Source organism: Streptomyces humi (assembly GCF_001005085.2).
Taxonomy (GTDB): domain Bacteria; phylum Actinomycetota; class Actinomycetes; order Streptomycetales; family Streptomycetaceae; genus Streptomyces; species Streptomyces humi.
The window spans coordinates 178,362-194,590 of sequence record NZ_LBMU02000023.1 but is presented as its reverse complement, the minus strand read 5'-3'; the positions used below and the strand labels follow the sequence as shown (position 1 = coordinate 194,590).

The window sequence follows — 16,229 nt, the reverse complement described above, 5'->3', positions numbered from 1 at the left end:
CCCGGGGGGGAACCTCCGTGTCAGCCGGACACCAGCAGCTCCGTCCAGTCCGCCGCCACCCGTTCCAGCGAGAACCCCTCCCGTACCTGGCCGCGTGCCACCTCCCCGGCGTCCTGCCAGTCCGCCTGCTCGGCGAGGGCGGCGACGGCCGCGGCCATCGCCCGCGGGTCCTGGTGGATCCACCGCCGGTCGTAGATCTCGTCCGCGCCCGGCCACGGCAGCAGCGCGGGTACGGCGCCGGAGGCCATGCCCTCGGCCGGGGCGAGGTGGAAGCTCTCGTCGTCGCTGGTGGACAGCACATGCCCGATGCGGCGCAGCCAGCCCGGCACGTCGGGCCCGAACCGGTCGAAGACGACGGCCCCTTCGAGCAGCGGCGAGGTCTGGATCCGGCGCAGGACCGCGTCGTAGTGCGCGCGTTCCTCGGGCTTGTTCCAGATCCACCAGTACTCCCACGGCGGCTTGGACTTGACCGAGAGGTGCCAGCGCCGGTCGTGGACGCGCAGCGCTTCGAGGACGTCGAGGCCGAGGTCGAGGCGCTTGCGGCTGGGCGCGATGCCGATCATGCCGAGGCGGTGCCGGGCGCCGGGCGCCTTGGGCCGGTCCAGTTGGTCGACGTCCACCCAGTTGCCGATCGTGACGATCTTCGAGGCGGGCCAGCCGGTGCGCTCCCGGGTGGCGCGGGCGTAGTAGGGGCTGACGCACACCACCCGGTCGACGGCGTCGATGTCGACCTGCTGCGGGTAGCCGGCGTCGAGTTCGAAGCGGTGCAGCCGCACGATCAGCCGGCTGCCGCGCCGCTTGTGACGGCTGTACCAGACGGCCGCCGGGCCGCACCACTCGACCACCACCACGTCGGCCCACTCGGCGAGCCGGCGGCTCTCGGCCGGGTCGTGCCGGGCCAGCGCGGGCCAGGCGTCCACCCGGACGTCGAGGCCGGGCAGCGCCCGGAGGTGGTCGAGGAGCCGGGTGAGGAACTTCAGGTCGTGGCCCGCGACCCCGACCCGCAGCGGGCGCCCTCGGCCGGTGACGGCGGCGGGCGCGGCGGGGAAGGCGCGGTCGAGGTGGCCACGCCAGCGCGTCGCGGCGGCCTCCATGGTGTACTGCCGGGCGGCCCGCGTGCACCGGTCGGCGGCGAGCCGCCGGGCTCCCTCGTCCTGGACGGCGGTGCGGACGGCGTCCGCGGCGTCCGTGAGGGTGGCGAGCCCCGGCACGAACAGCGGGTAGTCGGCGCCGAGCAGGGCCTCGTGGGCGGGTGTGCGGTTGAGGACGACGGGCAGCCCGAGGGAGCCGAACTCCAGGACCTTGGTGGAGAGTTCCAGACTGGCGTCGAGGGAGGCGTCGCGCCAGCCGAGGCCGAGGTCGCAGTCGGCGGCGATCCGCATGGCCTCCTCGCGCGGCACCCCGCCGTGGTGGACGACCTCGGGGGTGGTGCGCAGCGCCTCGGCCATGGCGGTGTCGAAGCCGGGGTGGGCGGCATCCCGGTGGATCTTGTCGCCCACGGTGTGCAGTTCGGCCCGGACACCGCGTTCGGCGAGCAGCGCGGGCAGCCGGGTCATGGGCAGGGTGTTCCAGCGGGGCGCGAACTTGCCGGTGTAGACGAGGCGTACGGGCGTGTGCAGGCCGTCCCGGTCCGGCACCGTGAGGCCGGGCTCGGGTACGGCGGGCGGGCTGAGCACCGCCCGGCCGCAGGCCGCCGGCACCCAGGCCTCCAGGAAGCAGCGCAACTCCTCGGTCTGGCAGAGCAGTTGCCGGGAGGCTTCGGCGATGCGGACGAGGTCGGCGCGGGCCTCCTCCGTCATCTCGGCCGGGGACTGCGGGATGTCGGTGAGGTAGGCCCAGATCCGGCCGTCGAAGGCGCCGTCGGCGACGATCTGCTTGACCAGCCGGCGCCCGCGCAGCACCAGCAGGTCGCACGGCTCTCCCGCGTCGAGGCGGGCGAGCAACTGCGAGGCCTGGTAGGGGGAGAGGGGGTGCGCGCCCTGGCCGGGGACCAGGCGCTCCTCGTAGGGCCGGACCACGGTGACGCCGGGCAGTCCGGCCAGCGGGTCGGTGAGCCGGCCGGTCTCCACCGGGGCCTTGAGGACGAGGCGGGTCCGGCAGCCCGCCCGGGACAGCGCCTGGACCGTCGACTGGGCCCAGACGGCGGAGCCGTCGATGAGGTTGAGGTCCACGTCGCCGTAGACGAGCGCCCTGAGGGTGCGGGTCATGACGGTTCCTTTCCACGCACGGCGAACAACCGGTACCCGGCGCGCGACCAGGCGGCCGGTGGGGTACCGGCGTCGAGCAGCGAGCGGCGCACGAGCAGCGGGCGCAGCGTCGGTACGAAGGCGTAGTCGTCGGCGGCCGGATCGTGGCCCACCGCGTCGGCGCCGGAGAACTCCTGGGCGCAGAGCAGGTCGAGCAGCAGGGTGTCGGGGCGGTCCTCGGTCAGGTCGGTCCAGTCGGCGACCCAGGGGGCGGTGGGCGGCCCGGCGTGGACGGTGACCGAGGCGGCGGTGAGTTCGCCGAGCTCGAGGGCCGCCTGGTCGGCGACGACCACCTCGGCCGGCCGGTGCAGCTGGCCGAGGGTCTGGGCGACGAGCCGGGCCACGTCGGTGGCGTCCCGGGGTGCGGCGAGGATCGCGACCCGGCGTTCGGCGAGCGGGTCGGGGGCGCCGGTGAGCGCCGCGAGCCGGGCCAGCCGTACCCGGGTGCTGTCCTGCTGGAAGACCTCGCGGAGCCGGTCCCGGCCGTCGGTGACCGGGTCGAGCCGGCGCAGCGCCGTCCCGGTGTCGCCGTCCAGGACGCCGTCCCAGGGCAGCTGCGCCAGACCCGGGGCGGCCGAGGCCGGGCCGTCCCGCCACAGCACCGCCGCCCGGCCCAGCCCCCGTGCCCGGCCGACGAGTTCGGCGAGCGACCGGTCCAGGTCGGGGGCGAGGCCGGTGCCGGCGAGCGCCCAGGGGCCGGTGCCGGCCGCGCAGGCACTCAGCTGGACCAGGAGGACGTCGGGGTCGGTGCGCTCCACGAGCAGCCGGCCGTCGTGCGGCAGCACCCGGCTCACCACGGCGTCGGCCGCGAAGTCCGCGGCGGTGCGGTCGGTCAGCACACCGGTGATCACCAGCCGGTCCCGGGGTGCCACGGACAGGGCGCGGTGCGAGAGGTGGAAGCGGTCGTCGGCCGGTGCCTCGGGGGCCGGGGCGGTGCTCAGGGCGCGCGCCGGGCGCCCCTTCGTCTTCCGCTGCCGCCACAGCCCGTACAGTTCGCCGGGCAGCCGGGTCGCGCCCCTGCGTGGTGAACGGGCGGCCGACACCAGGGCCTTGCCCACCCGGAGCGAGGTGGAGCCCTCCAGCATGGTCACCCGCGCCTCCAGCACCCCGGTCCGCTCCCGGGCCCCGCGCAGGGCGGCGGCCAGCTGGTCCTTGTCGCGCAGGGCGGCGGCCAGCCGTTCCGCGAGGCCGTCCTCGCGGGCGTTCGCCAGGGCGCGGGCGGTCTCCTCGGCGGCCCTCTCCAGGTCGATCAGGCGAGCGCGCTGGGAGCGGGAGACGAAGTCGGCGAGGACGTACTCGTCGGCGATCCGCAGAGCGGTGGCGAAGCCGTCGGCGGGCAGCGGACGGCCGAACCAGTCGTGCGGCGGGAGCAGTTCCTCGGTGCACGCGAACACCGCGCCCGCGTGCAGGTGGGTGTAGCCGAGCGCGGCCGCGTGCAGGACCTGGCAGCGGTGTGCCACCAGGGCGTCCAGCAGCCGGTGGTACGGCAGTTCGGTGCCGGGGTGACCGAAGACGATCAGGCCGCGGCCACCGGGCCGCATCCGCTCCAGGGCGGCGAGACAGTCCGCCTCGCCGCCGTGCAGGTCCGGGTCGGGGCCGTAGCAGAGGAGCATCAGCTCCCCTTCGCCGACGGGCTGTTCGTGCCTGGTCGGGGTGACGCCGGGCGGCAGGTGCAGATAGGGGTCCAGACGCAGGCCGCCGGCCGTCGCGTCGACGACCGAGGTCACGTCGTCCAGATGCGGGTGGAGCAGATCGGTCAGGCGCATCAGCTGGTCCTCGTGAAGACGTGGAAGCCGACCCGGTTCTCGCGGAAGCCGTAGGGCCGGAAGAGGGTGTGGCGCAGGCCGAGGGGTTCCAGTTCCGCGCGGTACGCGGCGATCGGGCGGTGCAGGATGTAGTCGCCGCGTGCCACGGGCTCCTCGGTGTTCTCGTCGGTGACGACCAGCCGGCCGGTGATCCGGACCAGCGAGGCCAGGTTGCGCAGTCCGGCCCGCCACTCGGCGTCGTCGAGGACGTGGAAGAGGACGTCCACGCACAGCACCACGTCGTAGAGCCAGGGGCTGCGCCACTCGTCGAGGGCGGCGCGGGCGTACCGCGGTCCGCCGCCCTCCGCCCGGGCGTGGGTGACGGCCTCCTCGCTGGTGTCGAAGGCGTCGACGTGGTGGCCGCAGCGGGCCAGCGAGCGGGCGAAGTGCCCCTTGCCGCAGCCCGCGTCCAGCACGAACAGCGGGGACGCCGGGCTGGACAGGTCGCCGATGAGGGTGAGCAGCTGACCGAGCCGGACGGCGTAGAAGATCTCGTTGCCCGGCCGGTCCAGGCCGATGTGACCGCCGGAGGCGAGATCGTCGCGATCGCGGTGCCGGGCGTCCCAGTAGGTGCGGGCGGCCTCCGGGGAACGCAAGGCGGTCACGGAGTCCGGGACGCGCTCGGCGCCCTGGGCACGCTCGGCGCCCTGGGCGCGCTCGGAGTCCTGGGCGCGCTCGGAGTCCTGGGCGCGCTCGGAGTCCTGGGCACGCTCGGCGCCCTGGGCCCGCTCGGCGCCCTTGGCCCGCTCGGCGCCCTTGGTGCGGGTGGCGCCCTTGGTGTGGGTGGCGTCCTGGGTGCGGGTGACGTCAGGCATGGCGCTCCAGCCACTCGGTGAGGACGCGGGCGATCCGGGGGCCGGCCTTGCCGTCCCACAACGGGGGCCCTTCGGGGCCGGCCGCCGGCCGGCCGTCGAGGACCTTGCACAGGGCGGGTACCAGTTCGCCGGGGCGTACCAGGCGGTTGGTGCCGTGGGTGACGGTGACCGGGCGTTCGGTGGTGGTGCGCAGGGTCAGGCAGGGCACGCCGAGCACGGTGGTCTCCTCCTGCACCCCGCCCGAGTCGGTGATCACGGCGGCGGCGCCCCGGACCAGGCCCATGAACTCGACGTAGCCGAGCGGTTCGAGCAGCCGGATGCCGGGCGCGTCGGCCAGGCCCGCCTTGCGCAGCGCCGCCCGGCCGCGCGGGTGCAGGGGCACCGCGAGATCCAGGTGGCCGGCGGCCTCGGTGAGCGCACGGGCGGCCGCGGCCGCGGCCTCGGGGTCGTCGACGTTGGCCGGCCGGTGCAGGGTGACCACGCCGTAGCGCTCGGGCAGTCCGTGGGCGGCGCGGGCGGCGGCCGGGTCGAAATGCTCCAGATGGGTGAGCAGGGTGTCGATCATCGGGTTCCCGACGAAGTGCGCCCGGGCCGGGTCGACGCCCTCACGGGCGAGGTGGCCGACGGCCTCGGGGCTGGTGACGAAGTGCAGCTCGGCCAGCTGGTCGACCAGGCGCCGGTTGACCTCCTCCGGCATCGCCATGTCGAAGCTGCGCAGGCCCGCCTCGACATGGGCGACCGGGATGCCCAGCTTGGCGGCGGCCAGGGCCGCGGCCAGGGTGGAGTTCACGTCGCCGTAGACGACGACCAGGGCCGGGGCCCGGGCGAGCAGCTCACCCTCCAGGGCGACCAGCAGGTCGGCGGTCTGCCGGGCGTGGCTGCCGGAGCCGACGCCGAGGTCGGTGTCGGGGGCGGGCAGGCCCAGCTCCCGGAAGAAGACGTGCGACATCCGTTCGTCGTAATGCTGACCCGTGTGCACCAGGACCTGGTCGTGCCCGGTCGCGCGCAGGGCGGCGACGACGGGCGCGGCCTTCACGAAGTTCGGCCTGGTCCCTACGACATGGAGTACGCGGCCGTTCATGTCGTACGTTCTCCGCTCTGTCGGCCTACCTTGGCGGCATGGCCCGACGTCAGTCTCCGCACGTGCCGCGCCGTGTCCTTCGGATCCCCCGTGCACTCAGCTTGGCCGCATCCGTCGCCTGGGGCGAGTTGCGGCACGACCCCGCCCGGGCCGCGCTGCTCGGTGTCCGGCTGCTGCCGGGGCGGGTGCGGCGGGGTCTCGGACCGGTCGAGGAGCGGCTGGCCGCCCGGGCCGGTACGGCCGGCCCGGCCGCCGTCCCGTCCGCCGCCCGGGTGCCCCCGCCACCCGGGCGGCCGGTGCGGGCCGTGCCCGGCCGGGTGCTCCATCTGGTGACCAACGGGCTGCCGTTCAAGCACGCCGGTTACACCGTGCGCACCCAGGCCCTCGCCGAGGCGCAGCGCGCGGCCGGGCTCGATCCGCACGTGGTGACCCGGGTCGGGTTCCCGGTGGCGCAGGGCGTCCTGGACGCTCGCCCGTTGCAGATCGTGAACGGGGTGCCGCAGCACCGGCTGCTGCCGCCCGTCCTGCCGTACGGGCAGGGGGCGGTGCTCGCCCGGAACGCCGAGCTCGCCGGGCGGCTGGTGGAGCGGCTGCGGCCGGCCGTGCTGCACGCGGCCACCGACCACGGCAACGGGCGGGTGGCGCTGGCCCTGCGCGAGACCTACCGGCTGCCGGTGGTCTACGAGGTGCGCGGTTTCCTGGAGGAGACCTGGCTGACCCAGGCGCCCGGACGGAGCCCGGCCGACCGGACCTACCGGGCCCGGCGCGCCCTGGAGACGTACTGCATGCGCGGGGCCGATCTGGTGCTGACGCTGGGTTGCGCGATGAAGGCGGAGATCGTGGCCCGTGGGGTGCCCGAGGAACGGGTCCTGATCGTGCCCAACGCGGTGGACGACGCGTTCCTCGCTCCGCCGCCGGACGGGGCGGAACTGCGCGCCCGGCTCGGCATCGCGGCGGACGACTACGTGGTGGGCACCGTCAGCAGCCTTACTCCACACGAGGGAATCGGCACATTGCTCCATGCGGGTGCCGAACTGCGCCGCCGGGGGGTTCCGCTGCGGCTGCTGATCGTGGGCGAGGGACCGGAGCGGGGGGCGCTCCAGGCGCTGGCCGCACGGCTGGGTCTGGACGACGGCACGGCGCTGTTCACCGGCCGGGTGCCGCATCGCGAAGTGCGCTCCTACCACGCCGTTCTGGACGTCTTCGCGGTGCCGCGCACCGACGAACGGGTCTGCCGTCTGGTCACCCCGCTCAAGCCGGTCGAGGCGATGGCGAGCGGTGTTCCCGTGGCGGCCAGTGATCTCACGGCGCTCCGAGAGCTGGTGGAACCCGAGGTGAACGGGCGGCTGATTCCCGCTGAATCACCACAAGCCTGGGCAGAAGCTCTCGAAGTATTGCTCTACAGTCGAAAACGGCGGCATGAATGGGGAGCGTCCGCCCGCGCTCTGGTAGCGCGTGAACGCACCTGGAAAAGGGTCGCTGCCACGACCCGAGAGGCGTATCGCGCCCTTGGAAGTGTCTGAGGCCCCCGTCGAGGGCGGAGTGAATCCCTATGCAGGTCGAACAGGCCGTACCGCTCGGGGAATTGAGCGAATCGCTCGGGGACCAGGAACAGACCGACGGCTTGGAACTGGCCGTCATCGGACTCGGCTACGTCGGCCTTCCGCTCGCGCGGGAGGCCTCGGCGGTCGGGCTGCGGGTAGCCGGGCTCGACCTCGACCCCCGGGTCGTGGAGGGCCTGAACGCCGGTCATTCCCATGTGGACGACGTCTCGGACGACGACGTCGCCCGGATGCGGCAGGCCGGGTTCACCGCGTACACGGACGACGCGTGTCTGGCCCGGGCGCAGACGATCGTGATCTGTGTGCCGACCCCGCTCGGCGAGGACGGCGGCCCGGACCTGGGCGCGGTACGGTCCGCCGTGCGGGCGGTGGCGGGCAGGCTGCGCCGCGGACAGCTGGTCGTCCTGGAGTCGACCACCTATCCGGGCACCACCGAGGAGGTCGTGAAGCCACTCCTGGAGGAGGCCGGGCTGCGGGCCGGCGAGGACTTCGCGCTGGCCTTCTCCCCGGAGCGCATCGACCCCGGCAACACCACGCACGGGCTGCGCGAGACACCGAAGGTGGTCGGCGGCTGCACCCCGGCGTGCGCCGCCCGGGCCGCGGCCTTCTACGGCAAGCTCGTCGACACCGTCGTGCAGGCGAAGGGCACCCGCGAGGCCGAGATGGCCAAGCTCCTGGAGAACACCTACCGACACGTCAACATCGCCCTGGTCAACGAACTGGCCATCCTGTGCCGTGAGTTGCGGGTCGACGTGTGGGACGCGATCCGTTGCGCCGGCACCAAGCCCTTCGGCTTCCAGCCCTTCAGGCCCAGCGCCGGGGTGGGTGGCCACTGCATCCCGATCGACCCCAACTACCTCTCCTACAAGGTGCGTTCGATCGGCTACGAGTTCCGGTTCGTGGAACTCGCCCGGGAGATCAACGCCCATATGCCGGAGTACGTCGTCCGGCGCGCCCAGGACCTGCTCAACCACGAGGGCCGCGCCCTGCACGGTTCCCGGGTGCTGCTCCTCGGCGTCACCTACAAGCCCGACGTCGCCGACCAGCGGGAGGCGCCGGCGGTGCCGGTGGCCCGGCTGCTGCGGGAGCGGGAGGCGGAGCTCTCCTTCCACGACCCGTTCGTACCGGCCTGGTTCGTGGACGGGCAGGCCGTGCCGCGCGTCACCGACGTCATGGCGGCGGCGCGCTCGCACGACCTGACCGTCCTGCTCCAGGACCACTCCGCGTACGACCTCCCGGCCCTCGGCGACGAGGCCCGGCTGCTCTTCGACACCCGGGGACGGATCTTCCGGCCCGGGGTCGAGGTGCTGTAGCCCACCTGGGCGAACCCACCCGCGCAAGCCGATTCGTGTAGCAACTCCCCTTCCACGTCCCGGAGTCGAAGGACTCCGGGACGTGGAGTCGAAAGGTGCCCAGATGCGGATACTCGTCGTCACCGTCGTCCACCACCCCGAGGACGCGCGCATCCTGCACCGGCAGATCGGCGCACTGCGGGACCGCGGGCACCATGTGGTGTACGCGGCCCCGTTCGCGGCCCGCGAGGTGCTCCCCCGGCCCGACCTCGAAGGCATCGACCTGCCGAGGGCGGCGGGCCGCAGCCGCCGGGACGCGGTGGGCGCGGCCAGGGCGCTGCTCGCCCAGCGCGGTCCCGAGGCGGACGTGGTCCTGCTGCACGACCCGGAGCTGCTGCTGGCGCTGCCGGGCACGCTGCGTCGCTGGCGGCGGTCCGGGACGGGTCCGGTCGTGGTGTGGGACGTGCACGAGGACACCGCCGCCGCGCTCACCACGAAACGCTGGATACCGCGGCCGCTGCGGGCGCCGCTGCGGTTCGGGGTGCGGGCGGCCGAGCGGCTCGCGGAACGCCATCTGCGGCTGCTGCTCGCCGAGGACGCCTATCAGGCGCGCTTCCGCCGCACCCACCCGGTGGTGCCGAACTTCACCACCGCGCCGGTCCGGGCGCCCGAGCCGCCGGGCACCGAACGGGTCGTCTACGTCGGCCACCTGTCCCGGGCCCGTGGGGCGCTGGACCTGATCGAGACGGCCCGGCACCTGGGCCCCGGGCCGCGGGTCGAGGTGGCGGGCGCGGCGGACCCGGACGTCCGGGACGCGCTGGCCGCGGCCGACCGGGACGGGGTGCTGCGCTGGCACGGCTTCCTGCCCAACGACCGTGCGCTGGCCCTGTTCTCCGGCGCGCTGGCCGGCCTCTCCCTGCTTCACGACCACCCCAACTACCGTCACTCGCGGCCCACCAAGGTGGTCGAGTACATGGCCCACGGGGTCCCCGTGATCACCACGCCCACCCCGCTGGCGGCCGAGATGGTCGAGCGGCACGGCTGCGGGATCGTCGTGCCGTACCGGGACCCGCCGGCGGCGGCGGAGGCGATACGACGGCTGGGAGCCGACGCGATCCTGCGGCACACCGCGGCCCAGCGCGGCCGCGAGGCGGCGCTCACCCACTACAACTGGCCCGACAGAGCAGCCGAGTTCACGTACTGCCTGGAGAGCTGGGTCCGCGAGCAGGCCGGCGCCGGACGGGATCGGCGGCGGGCGTTCGCCGCTACGCGTTCGACCAGCCCCGCTCGCAGAGCACGAGCCGGTACCCGTCCGGGTCCGCCACCGTGACGCCCCACTGGTTCCAGTAGGGGTTCGGCGACGGCACCCGCCGGCCGCCGTGCTCCTCCAGCCGGGCGACGAGTTCCGCGGGCACCGGTCCGTCGACGTAGACGACCAGCAGGTCCTCCTCGGTGGGCCGGGGCTCCACGGGCCGGGCGGGCTCGTGGACCAGCTCCAGGTGCCAGTCGGCGTCCGGCCAGCCCACCATCAGCAGGTCGTGCTCGCCGGGCTCCGGCCCGCCCTCCGCCCGCCACAGCACACCGAGCCCCAGCCCGTGCACCCAGAACCGCTCGGCCGCCGCCAGGTCCCGGGAGGGCCGGGCGACGCGGATGTGACTGCGGCCGTTGACGGGCATCGTGACCTCTTCCTGAGCTGCCGTTACCTGCCCGGCAGCCTAGGTGCCCGGTGATCGCCGGACCATCGGCCGATCGTCCTGGGCCCACGGTCCCCGCCCCCGGACCACGGCCCTAGGCCGGGTGCGCCGGCGGGCCGGGCGGACGACCCGGACCCTACGCGCGCGGGATGCCGTAGGCCCGGTCCACGCGCAGCCGCAGCACCAGCCGGCGGTCGCGGACCATCGCGGCGCGGTAGTCGTCCCAGTCGGGGTGCTCGCCCTGGACGTCACGGTAGAGGCGGATGAGTTCCTCGACCGTCTCGTCGTACGGGTCCTGGGCGACCGGTGACAGCTCGGCGGTGCCCTCGGCGACCGTGTACGCCCAGCGGTCGGGGCTGGTGACGTGGTAGGAGGCGCGCGGGTCGCGGCGCAGGTTGCGGGTCTTCGCGCGGTCGTCCGTGATCGAGACGCGCACGGTCCGCTCGTCGGGGTAGTAGGCGTGGCTGACGTTGGACAGCTGGGGGCGGCCGTCTCTCTTGAGGGTGACCAGCACCCCGGCGTGACCTTCGGCGAGCAGCTTCAGAAGTGTGTCCTGGGTCATATCCGCTGCAACCGCGCGGCTCGGGTCCGGCATTCCCGCCGGGCGCTGGTAGACAGTGTCTACCGACGCCTGGTAGACACTGTCCATGACTGAGTCCGACAGGAGCCTGCGGGACCGGCTGGTCGACGCCGGCGTGGAGTTGGTGGCCGCGGAGGGCGCGCCCGCGCTGACCCTGCGGGAGATCGCCCGTCGCGCCGGGGTCTCGCACGGGGCGCCGCGCCGCTACTTCCCCACCCATCTCGAACTGCTCTCGGCCATCGCGCACCGGGGCTTCACCGCACTGGCCGGACGCGCGCGGGAGGCGCTGGGGGACGGTACGGCAGCGCCGGGCGCGCAGGTCGCCGCGCTGGGCCGGGTGTATCTGGAGTTCGCGCGGGACAACACCGGCATGTACGAGCTGATGTTCCGTCACGACCTGCTGGAGAGCGGTCACCTGCGGCTCCGGGAGACCAGCCTGCCGCTGTTCGGACTGCTGGCGGACCTGGTCGGCCGGGCCCGGCCCGGCGTGGACGCCCGGCTCGTCGCGGGGGCCCTGTGGGCGAACCTGCACGGCATCGCCCAGCTCTGGTCCTGGGGCAGCCTCCGACTGGCGACCGGAACCGTCGACCCCGAGCCGCTGCTGCACTCGGCCCTGGACGCCCACCTGGGCCCGGTGACCAGCCGGTGAACCGGCGCCTGACCCTCGTGAGCAGTGTCGCGGGCGCCGTGGTCGTCGCCCTGGACGGCACCGTGCTCACGGTCGCACAGCCCACGCTTCAGAAGGAGTCGGGCGCCTCCTTCACCGAGGTGCAGTGGACCAGCACCGGTTACCTCATCGCGGTGGCGAGCCTGCTGGTGTTCGCCGGGCGGCTCGGCGACCGGTACGGACAGCGGCGGGCCTTCGGCGTCGGAATGCTCGGCTTCGGCGCCGCCTCCGCGGGCATCGGAGTGGCGCCCGGGATCGGCTGGGTGATCGGACTGCGGGTGGCGCAGGGGGTGTTCGGGGCACTGCTGCAACCGGCCACCCTCGGGATGCTGCGGGCCGCGTATCCACCGGACGGGCTCGCGCGGCCGCTGGCCCTGCGCACCGCGGCCGTCGGACTGGCGGCCGCCGCGGGGCCGCTGGTCGGCGGGGCACTGGTGACAGGGCTGGGCTGGCGGGCGGTGTTCTTCCTCCATGTAGTGCCGACGACGGTCCTCGGGGTGCTCGCGCTGGCCGGGCGGGAGCGGGAGCCGGCGGTCCGTACGCCGCTGGACGTGCCGGGGGCGTTGCTGCTCGCGGCGGCGCTGGCCGGGCTGGTGCACGGGCTGGCCGCCGGGGCGCCGGTGAGCCTCGGGGTGGCCGTGGCCACCGGAGTCGCGTTCGTACGGCACGAACGGCGGACGGCGAGCCCGCTGCTGCCGCCCGGGGTGATCGGAACCCCGGCGGTCGGGGCGGCCCTCGGGATGCTGGTGGCCGCGTCGGCGGCCCTGTCCGGCACCCTGTTCGTCGCCGTGTACGTGCTGCAACGCGCCCTCGGCCTCGACCCGTTCGCCGGCGCCCTGCGCAGCCTGCCGCTGGCCGGGCTGATGGTCGCGGCCGCCGCCGGGTGCCCCGTGCTGCTGCGCCGTCTCGGCCCGCGCCGCACCACGGCGACGGCGATGGCGCTCCTCGCACTCGGTGTCCTGCTGCTGACCCGGCCCTCGGTCCCGCCCGCGCTGTACGGCGGATTCGGGCTGCTGGGCGCCGGGTTCGGCACGGTGATGGTGGCGGCGACGCATGTCGTCGTACGGCAGGCGGACGCCGGGTCGGCGGGGGTGGCGGGCGGTATGCAGCAGACCGCGCTCAACGTCGGGCCGACGCTCGGGGTGGCCGTGGCGGGCGCACTGCTGGGCTCGGGGAACGTGGCACCGCTGCTCGTACTGGCGTTCCTGGCGCTGCTCGGCGTGGGGCTCGCCCGTCCGTTGCCCGCTGCCTCTTCTATAGCGTCCGTCACACCACACGCGGTTGGGCGGGACCGTTCCCCGCTTCCTGCGCGACGATGAGGGCACCGAGGTCGGACCGCACCGCGGACGACGCGACCGGAGGAGAGCGATGGCACAGCTGCGACAGGAAGTCGACCCCAGTGAGGTCGGGCTGGACGTGAAGGCGCTGGACCGCCTCGACCAGCACTTCGCCCACTACGTCGACGAAGGGCGCCTGCCCGGCTACCTGGTGGCCGTGGCGCGCGGCGGCCGGGTCGCCCACCTCACCTGCCACGGCCACCGCGACCGCGCGGCCGGACTGCCGGTCGAGCCGGACACCATCTGGCGCGTCTACTCCATGACCAAGCCGGTCACCGCGGTCGCGATACTGCTGCTGGCCGAGGAAGGCCTGCTGTCGCTGGACGATCCGGTCGACCGCTTCCTGCCGGAGTTCGCCGAACCCCGGGTGCACGTCAGCGGTTCGGGCGAGGACATGGTGACCCGGCCCGCCGAAGGCCCGGTCCTGATCCGTCATCTGCTCACCCACACGGCCGGGTTGACGTTCGCCTTCTACCACTCGCATCCGGTGGACGCCCGGTACCGGGAAGCCGGCCTGGAGTTCTCGGTGCCGGCGGGCGCGGACCTCGCCGAGACGACGGCCGTGTACGCGCGGATGCCCCTCCAGTTCGAGCCGGGCACGCAGTGGAACTACTCGGTCGGCTTCAACGTGCTCAGCCGGGTCATCGAGGTGGTCTCGGGGCAGCCGCTCGACGAGTTCTTCGCGGACCGGATCTTCCGCCCGCTCGGCATGCCGGACGCGGGCCTGCACATCGTCCCCGAACAGGCGGACCGGCTCTCGGAGTTGTACGGGGAGACGGAGGGCGGCGGCATCGAGGCGATCCCCGGGCTGCCGCTGCGGGGCCGCCCCCGCATGCTGTCCGGCAGTGGCGGTCTCGCGGCGACGGCGTACGACTACCACCGTTTCATGGAGATGCTGCGCCGGGGCGGCGAGCTGGCGGGCGTCCGGCTGCTCTCCCCCGGCTCGGTCGCCCTGCTGTCCCGCAACCACCTGCCCGGCGGCGCCGACCTGCGGTCCTTCGGCGCACCCCCGCACCAGGAGCCCGGGAACGACGGCCTCGGCTTCGGGCTCGGCGTGTCGGTCGTGATCGACCCCGCCCGTACGCTCGCGCCGAGCAGCCCCGGCGCCTACGGCTGGACCGGGGCCGCGACCACCGCCTTCTGGGTGGACCCGGCGCACGACCTGACCGTGCAGTTCCACACCCAGGTACGCCCGAAGACCCTGAAGGTCTTCCCGGAGCTGCGCCGGCTGGTCCACGAGTCGATCCTGGACTGAGCGCCGCTCACACGAGGTTGGCCTCCGGGCGCGGGGCGTCGGCCGCGAACCGGCCGGCGTTCAGGGGCCGGACGTCCAGGAAGGGCGCCCGGCCCAGATACAGGTCGCGGATCACCTCGCCGACCGCCGGGCCCTGGAGGAAGCCGTGGCCGGAGAAGCCGGTGGCGTACAGGAAACGGGAGACCGAAGTCGCCTCGCCGATCAGGGCGTTGTGGTCGGGGGTGTTCTCGTACAGCCCCGCCCAGCCGCCGGTGCGGCGCAGGTCGAGCAGGGCCGGGGCGCGGCGCCGCATCGCCTCGCAGAGGCGGGGGATCCAGCGGTCGTGGGCGTCGACGGCGAAGCCCGGCCGCTCGTCCGGGTCGGACATGCCGAGCAGCAGCCCCGGGCCCTCGGCGTGGAAGTACAGACTGGTGGTGAAGTCGATGGTCATCGGGAGCGTCGGCGGCAGGCCCGGGACCGGTTCGGTGACCGCGATCTGGCGGCGCAGCGGCTGCACCGGTAAGTCGACGCCGGCCATCGCGCCGACCGCCCGCGACCAGGGTCCGGCCGCGCAGATCACCGTCTCGGTGGCGATCCGGCCGAGGCCGGTGTGCACGGCGGTGACCCAGCGCCCGTCCCGTTCGATGCCGGTGACCTCGGTGTGGCGCAGGATCCGGACGCCGTGGGCGCGGGCGGCGGCCGCGTAGCCGTGCACGACGGACTCGGGGGTGCAGTGGCCGTCGTCCGGGGAGTAGGCGGCGGCCAGCAGTCCGTCGGTGTCGATCAGCGGGGAGAGCCGGGCCGCCTCTTTCGGGGTGAGCATCCGGCTGGGCACACCGAGGTGGTTCTGGAGCCGCACGCTCGCCTCGAAGGAGGCGACCTCCTCGGGGGTGGACAGGAGGAAGAGGTAGCCGACGCGGCGCAGCCCGATGTCGTGCCCGGTCTCCTCCTCGAAGCGGGCGAAGGCCTCCAGACTCCGCGCGCCCAGCTGGATGTTGAGTTCGTCGGAGAACTGGGCGCGCACTCCGCCCGCGGCCTTCGAGGTGGATCCGGCGGCCAGCTCGTCGCGTTCGACGAGGACGACGTCGCGGACGCCCGCGCTCGCGAGGTGGTAGGCGATGCTGGTACCCATCACCCCGCCGCCGACGATCACTGCCTGGGCCCGAAGATTCACGCGTGTACCTCCTGTCGGTCTCCCCCGATCCTTCCCCGGGAGGCCACCGGGTACCTCAGGACCAGTGCGCGACCGCGTCCAGGTGGGGCAGCACGTGGTCCAGGCGCTCCCGCTTGGTGCGCAGGTACGTGATGTTGTTCTCGCACGGCTCGATCAGCAGCGGGACCGTCTCGGCGACCTCTATGCCGTGCTTCACCAGGGACTCGCGCTTGCGCGGGTTGTTGGACATCAGGCGGACCGAGTCCACCCCGAGGTCGCGCAGGATGCCGGCGGCGACCCCGTAGTCACGGGCGTCCACGGGCAGGCCGAGCGCGAGGTTCGCCTCGACGGTGTCCAGGCCCTCCGCCTGAAGGGCCATCGCGCGCAGCTTGGCGAGCAGTCCGATGCCGCGGCCCTCGTGGCCGCGCAGGTAGACGACGATTCCGCTGCCCTCGGAGACGACCGCGCGCAGCGCGGCGGCCAGTTGGTCGCCGCACTCGCAGTGCTGGGAGCCGAACGCGTCCCCGGTGAGGCATTCCGAGTGCAGCCGGGTCAGCACCCGGTCGCTGCCGATGTCGCCGTAGACCAGGGCCACTTGCTCGTCACCGCGGTCGTGGTCCAGGTAGCCGATCGCCTGGAATTTCCCGTACACGGTGGGCAGCGGTGCATTCACGACGCGTTCCACGCCCGAACGCCGTGGGGACTTCGTGCCGAGTACGCCGAGGTTTTCTGTCATGATCTGATTCCTAAGCAGAGACGAAAG

At 74.0% G+C, this 16,229-nt stretch carries 14 protein-coding genes; 6 read left to right on the top strand and 8 right to left on the bottom strand.

All coding sequences use genetic code 11. The features are described from left to right. Positions 1-20: 20 nt before the first annotated feature. The 4 genes from AAW13_RS09975 to wecB are packed head-to-tail and all read right to left on the bottom strand — an operon-like array spanning position 21 to position 5,947. On the bottom strand, positions 21-2,207 hold the full coding sequence (locus tag AAW13_RS09975) for a glycosyltransferase (protein WP_046728417.1): 2,187 nt from the start codon (positions 2,205-2,207) through the stop codon (positions 21-23). After that, positions 2,204-4,012 carry a hypothetical protein gene (locus AAW13_RS45845; RefSeq protein WP_052768502.1) on the bottom strand — a complete coding sequence of 603 codons (1,809 nt, stop codon included), beginning with the start codon at positions 4,010-4,012 and terminating at the stop codon, positions 2,204-2,206. The genes AAW13_RS09975 and AAW13_RS45845 overlap by 4 nt, the downstream gene beginning before the upstream one ends. Beyond that, complete coding sequence (locus AAW13_RS09965; RefSeq protein ID WP_046728416.1) at positions 4,012-4,866, bottom strand: class I SAM-dependent methyltransferase; 855 nt, start codon at positions 4,864-4,866, stop codon at positions 4,012-4,014. The genes AAW13_RS45845 and AAW13_RS09965 overlap by 1 nt, the downstream gene beginning before the upstream one ends. Beyond that, positions 4,859-5,947 (bottom strand): non-hydrolyzing UDP-N-acetylglucosamine 2-epimerase, encoded by a 1,089-nt coding sequence (gene wecB, locus AAW13_RS09960; protein WP_046728415.1) that lies wholly within the window; start codon positions 5,945-5,947, stop codon positions 4,859-4,861. Before wecB ends, AAW13_RS09965 begins: the two co-directional genes overlap by 8 nt. Before the next feature lie 101 nt (positions 5,948-6,048). Between wecB and AAW13_RS09955 the strand changes: the two genes are divergently transcribed. The 3 genes from AAW13_RS09955 to AAW13_RS09945 all read left to right on the top strand — a co-directional run bounded on the left by AAW13_RS09955 (position 6,049) and on the right by AAW13_RS09945 (position 10,131). Continuing rightward, positions 6,049-7,470 (top strand): glycosyltransferase family 4 protein, encoded by a 1,422-nt coding sequence (locus AAW13_RS09955; RefSeq protein ID WP_240528585.1) that lies wholly within the window; start codon positions 6,049-6,051, stop codon positions 7,468-7,470. 29 nt (positions 7,471-7,499) lie between these two features. After that, complete coding sequence (locus AAW13_RS09950) at positions 7,500-8,822, top strand: nucleotide sugar dehydrogenase (protein WP_079178769.1); 1,323 nt, start codon at positions 7,500-7,502, stop codon at positions 8,820-8,822. Positions 8,823-8,925: 103 nt separating this feature from the next. Next, positions 8,926-10,131 carry a glycosyltransferase gene (locus tag AAW13_RS09945; protein ID WP_052768501.1) on the top strand — a complete coding sequence of 402 codons (1,206 nt, stop codon included), beginning with the start codon at positions 8,926-8,928 and terminating at the stop codon, positions 10,129-10,131. Here AAW13_RS09945 and AAW13_RS09940 read toward each other — a convergent pair. Together AAW13_RS09940 and AAW13_RS09935 are read right to left on the bottom strand one after the other, a co-directional pair. After that, positions 10,067-10,477 carry a VOC family protein gene (locus AAW13_RS09940; protein ID WP_046728412.1) on the bottom strand — a complete coding sequence of 137 codons (411 nt, stop codon included), beginning with the start codon at positions 10,475-10,477 and terminating at the stop codon, positions 10,067-10,069. The two genes, AAW13_RS09945 and AAW13_RS09940, sit on opposite strands and share 65 nt — an antisense overlap. A 154-nt stretch (positions 10,478-10,631) precedes the next feature. Next, on the bottom strand, positions 10,632-11,057 hold the full coding sequence (locus AAW13_RS09935; RefSeq protein ID WP_046728411.1) for a PPOX class F420-dependent oxidoreductase: 426 nt from the start codon (positions 11,055-11,057) through the stop codon (positions 10,632-10,634). 85 nt (positions 11,058-11,142) lie between these two features. Here AAW13_RS09935 and AAW13_RS09930 point away from each other — a divergent pair, with 85 nt between their 5' ends. The 3 genes from AAW13_RS09930 to AAW13_RS09920 are packed head-to-tail and all read left to right on the top strand — an operon-like array spanning position 11,143 to position 14,334. Beyond that, entirely contained in the window at positions 11,143-11,724 is a 582-nt protein-coding gene (locus AAW13_RS09930) for a TetR/AcrR family transcriptional regulator (RefSeq protein ID WP_046728410.1), read from the top strand. Beyond that, positions 11,721-13,061: an MFS transporter gene (locus AAW13_RS09925; RefSeq protein ID WP_046728409.1), complete on the top strand. Its 1,341-nt coding sequence runs from the start codon at positions 11,721-11,723 to the stop codon at positions 13,059-13,061. The genes AAW13_RS09930 and AAW13_RS09925 overlap by 4 nt, the downstream gene beginning before the upstream one ends. Before the next feature lie 49 nt (positions 13,062-13,110). Next, entirely contained in the window at positions 13,111-14,334 is a 1,224-nt protein-coding gene (locus tag AAW13_RS09920) for a serine hydrolase domain-containing protein (RefSeq protein WP_046728408.1), read from the top strand. Positions 14,335-14,341: 7 nt separating this feature from the next. Here the strand turns inward: AAW13_RS09920 and AAW13_RS09915 are convergent, their stop codons facing one another. Both AAW13_RS09915 and ribA read right to left on the bottom strand, forming a co-directional pair. Next, positions 14,342-15,487, bottom strand: coding sequence for an NAD(P)/FAD-dependent oxidoreductase (locus AAW13_RS09915; protein WP_046728407.1), 1,146 nt, complete (start codon positions 15,485-15,487; stop codon positions 14,342-14,344). Positions 15,488-15,542: 55 nt separating this feature from the next. Next, positions 15,543-16,202, bottom strand: a complete 660-nt coding sequence (gene ribA, locus AAW13_RS09910; RefSeq protein WP_046728406.1) for a GTP cyclohydrolase II — start codon at positions 16,200-16,202, stop codon at positions 15,543-15,545. Between the last annotated feature and the right edge of the window lie 27 nt (positions 16,203-16,229).

Excerpts from the sequence above, each read along its gene's own strand:
- AAW13_RS09975 (WP_046728417.1), bottom strand. The coding sequence starts at position 2,207 with ATGACCCGCACCCTCAGGGCGCTCGTCTACGGCGACGTGGACCTCAAC.
- AAW13_RS45845 (WP_052768502.1), bottom strand. The coding sequence starts at position 4,012 with ATGCGCCTGACCGATCTGCTCCACCCGCATCTGGACGACGTGACCTCG.
- AAW13_RS09965 (WP_046728416.1), bottom strand. The coding sequence starts at position 4,866 with ATGCCTGACGTCACCCGCACCCAGGACGCCACCCACACCAAGGGCGCC.
- wecB (WP_046728415.1), bottom strand. The coding sequence starts at position 5,947 with ATGAACGGCCGCGTACTCCATGTCGTAGGGACCAGGCCGAACTTCGTG.
- AAW13_RS09950 (WP_079178769.1), top strand. The coding sequence starts at position 7,500 with ATGCAGGTCGAACAGGCCGTACCGCTCGGGGAATTGAGCGAATCGCTC.
- AAW13_RS09945 (WP_052768501.1), top strand. The coding sequence starts at position 8,926 with ATGCGGATACTCGTCGTCACCGTCGTCCACCACCCCGAGGACGCGCGC.
- AAW13_RS09940 (WP_046728412.1), bottom strand. The coding sequence starts at position 10,477 with ATGCCCGTCAACGGCCGCAGTCACATCCGCGTCGCCCGGCCCTCCCGG.
- AAW13_RS09935 (WP_046728411.1), bottom strand. The coding sequence starts at position 11,057 with ATGACCCAGGACACACTTCTGAAGCTGCTCGCCGAAGGTCACGCCGGG.
- AAW13_RS09930 (WP_046728410.1), top strand. The coding sequence starts at position 11,143 with ATGACTGAGTCCGACAGGAGCCTGCGGGACCGGCTGGTCGACGCCGGC.
- AAW13_RS09920 (WP_046728408.1), top strand. The coding sequence starts at position 13,111 with ATGGCACAGCTGCGACAGGAAGTCGACCCCAGTGAGGTCGGGCTGGAC.
- ribA (WP_046728406.1), bottom strand. The coding sequence starts at position 16,202 with ATGACAGAAAACCTCGGCGTACTCGGCACGAAGTCCCCACGGCGTTCG.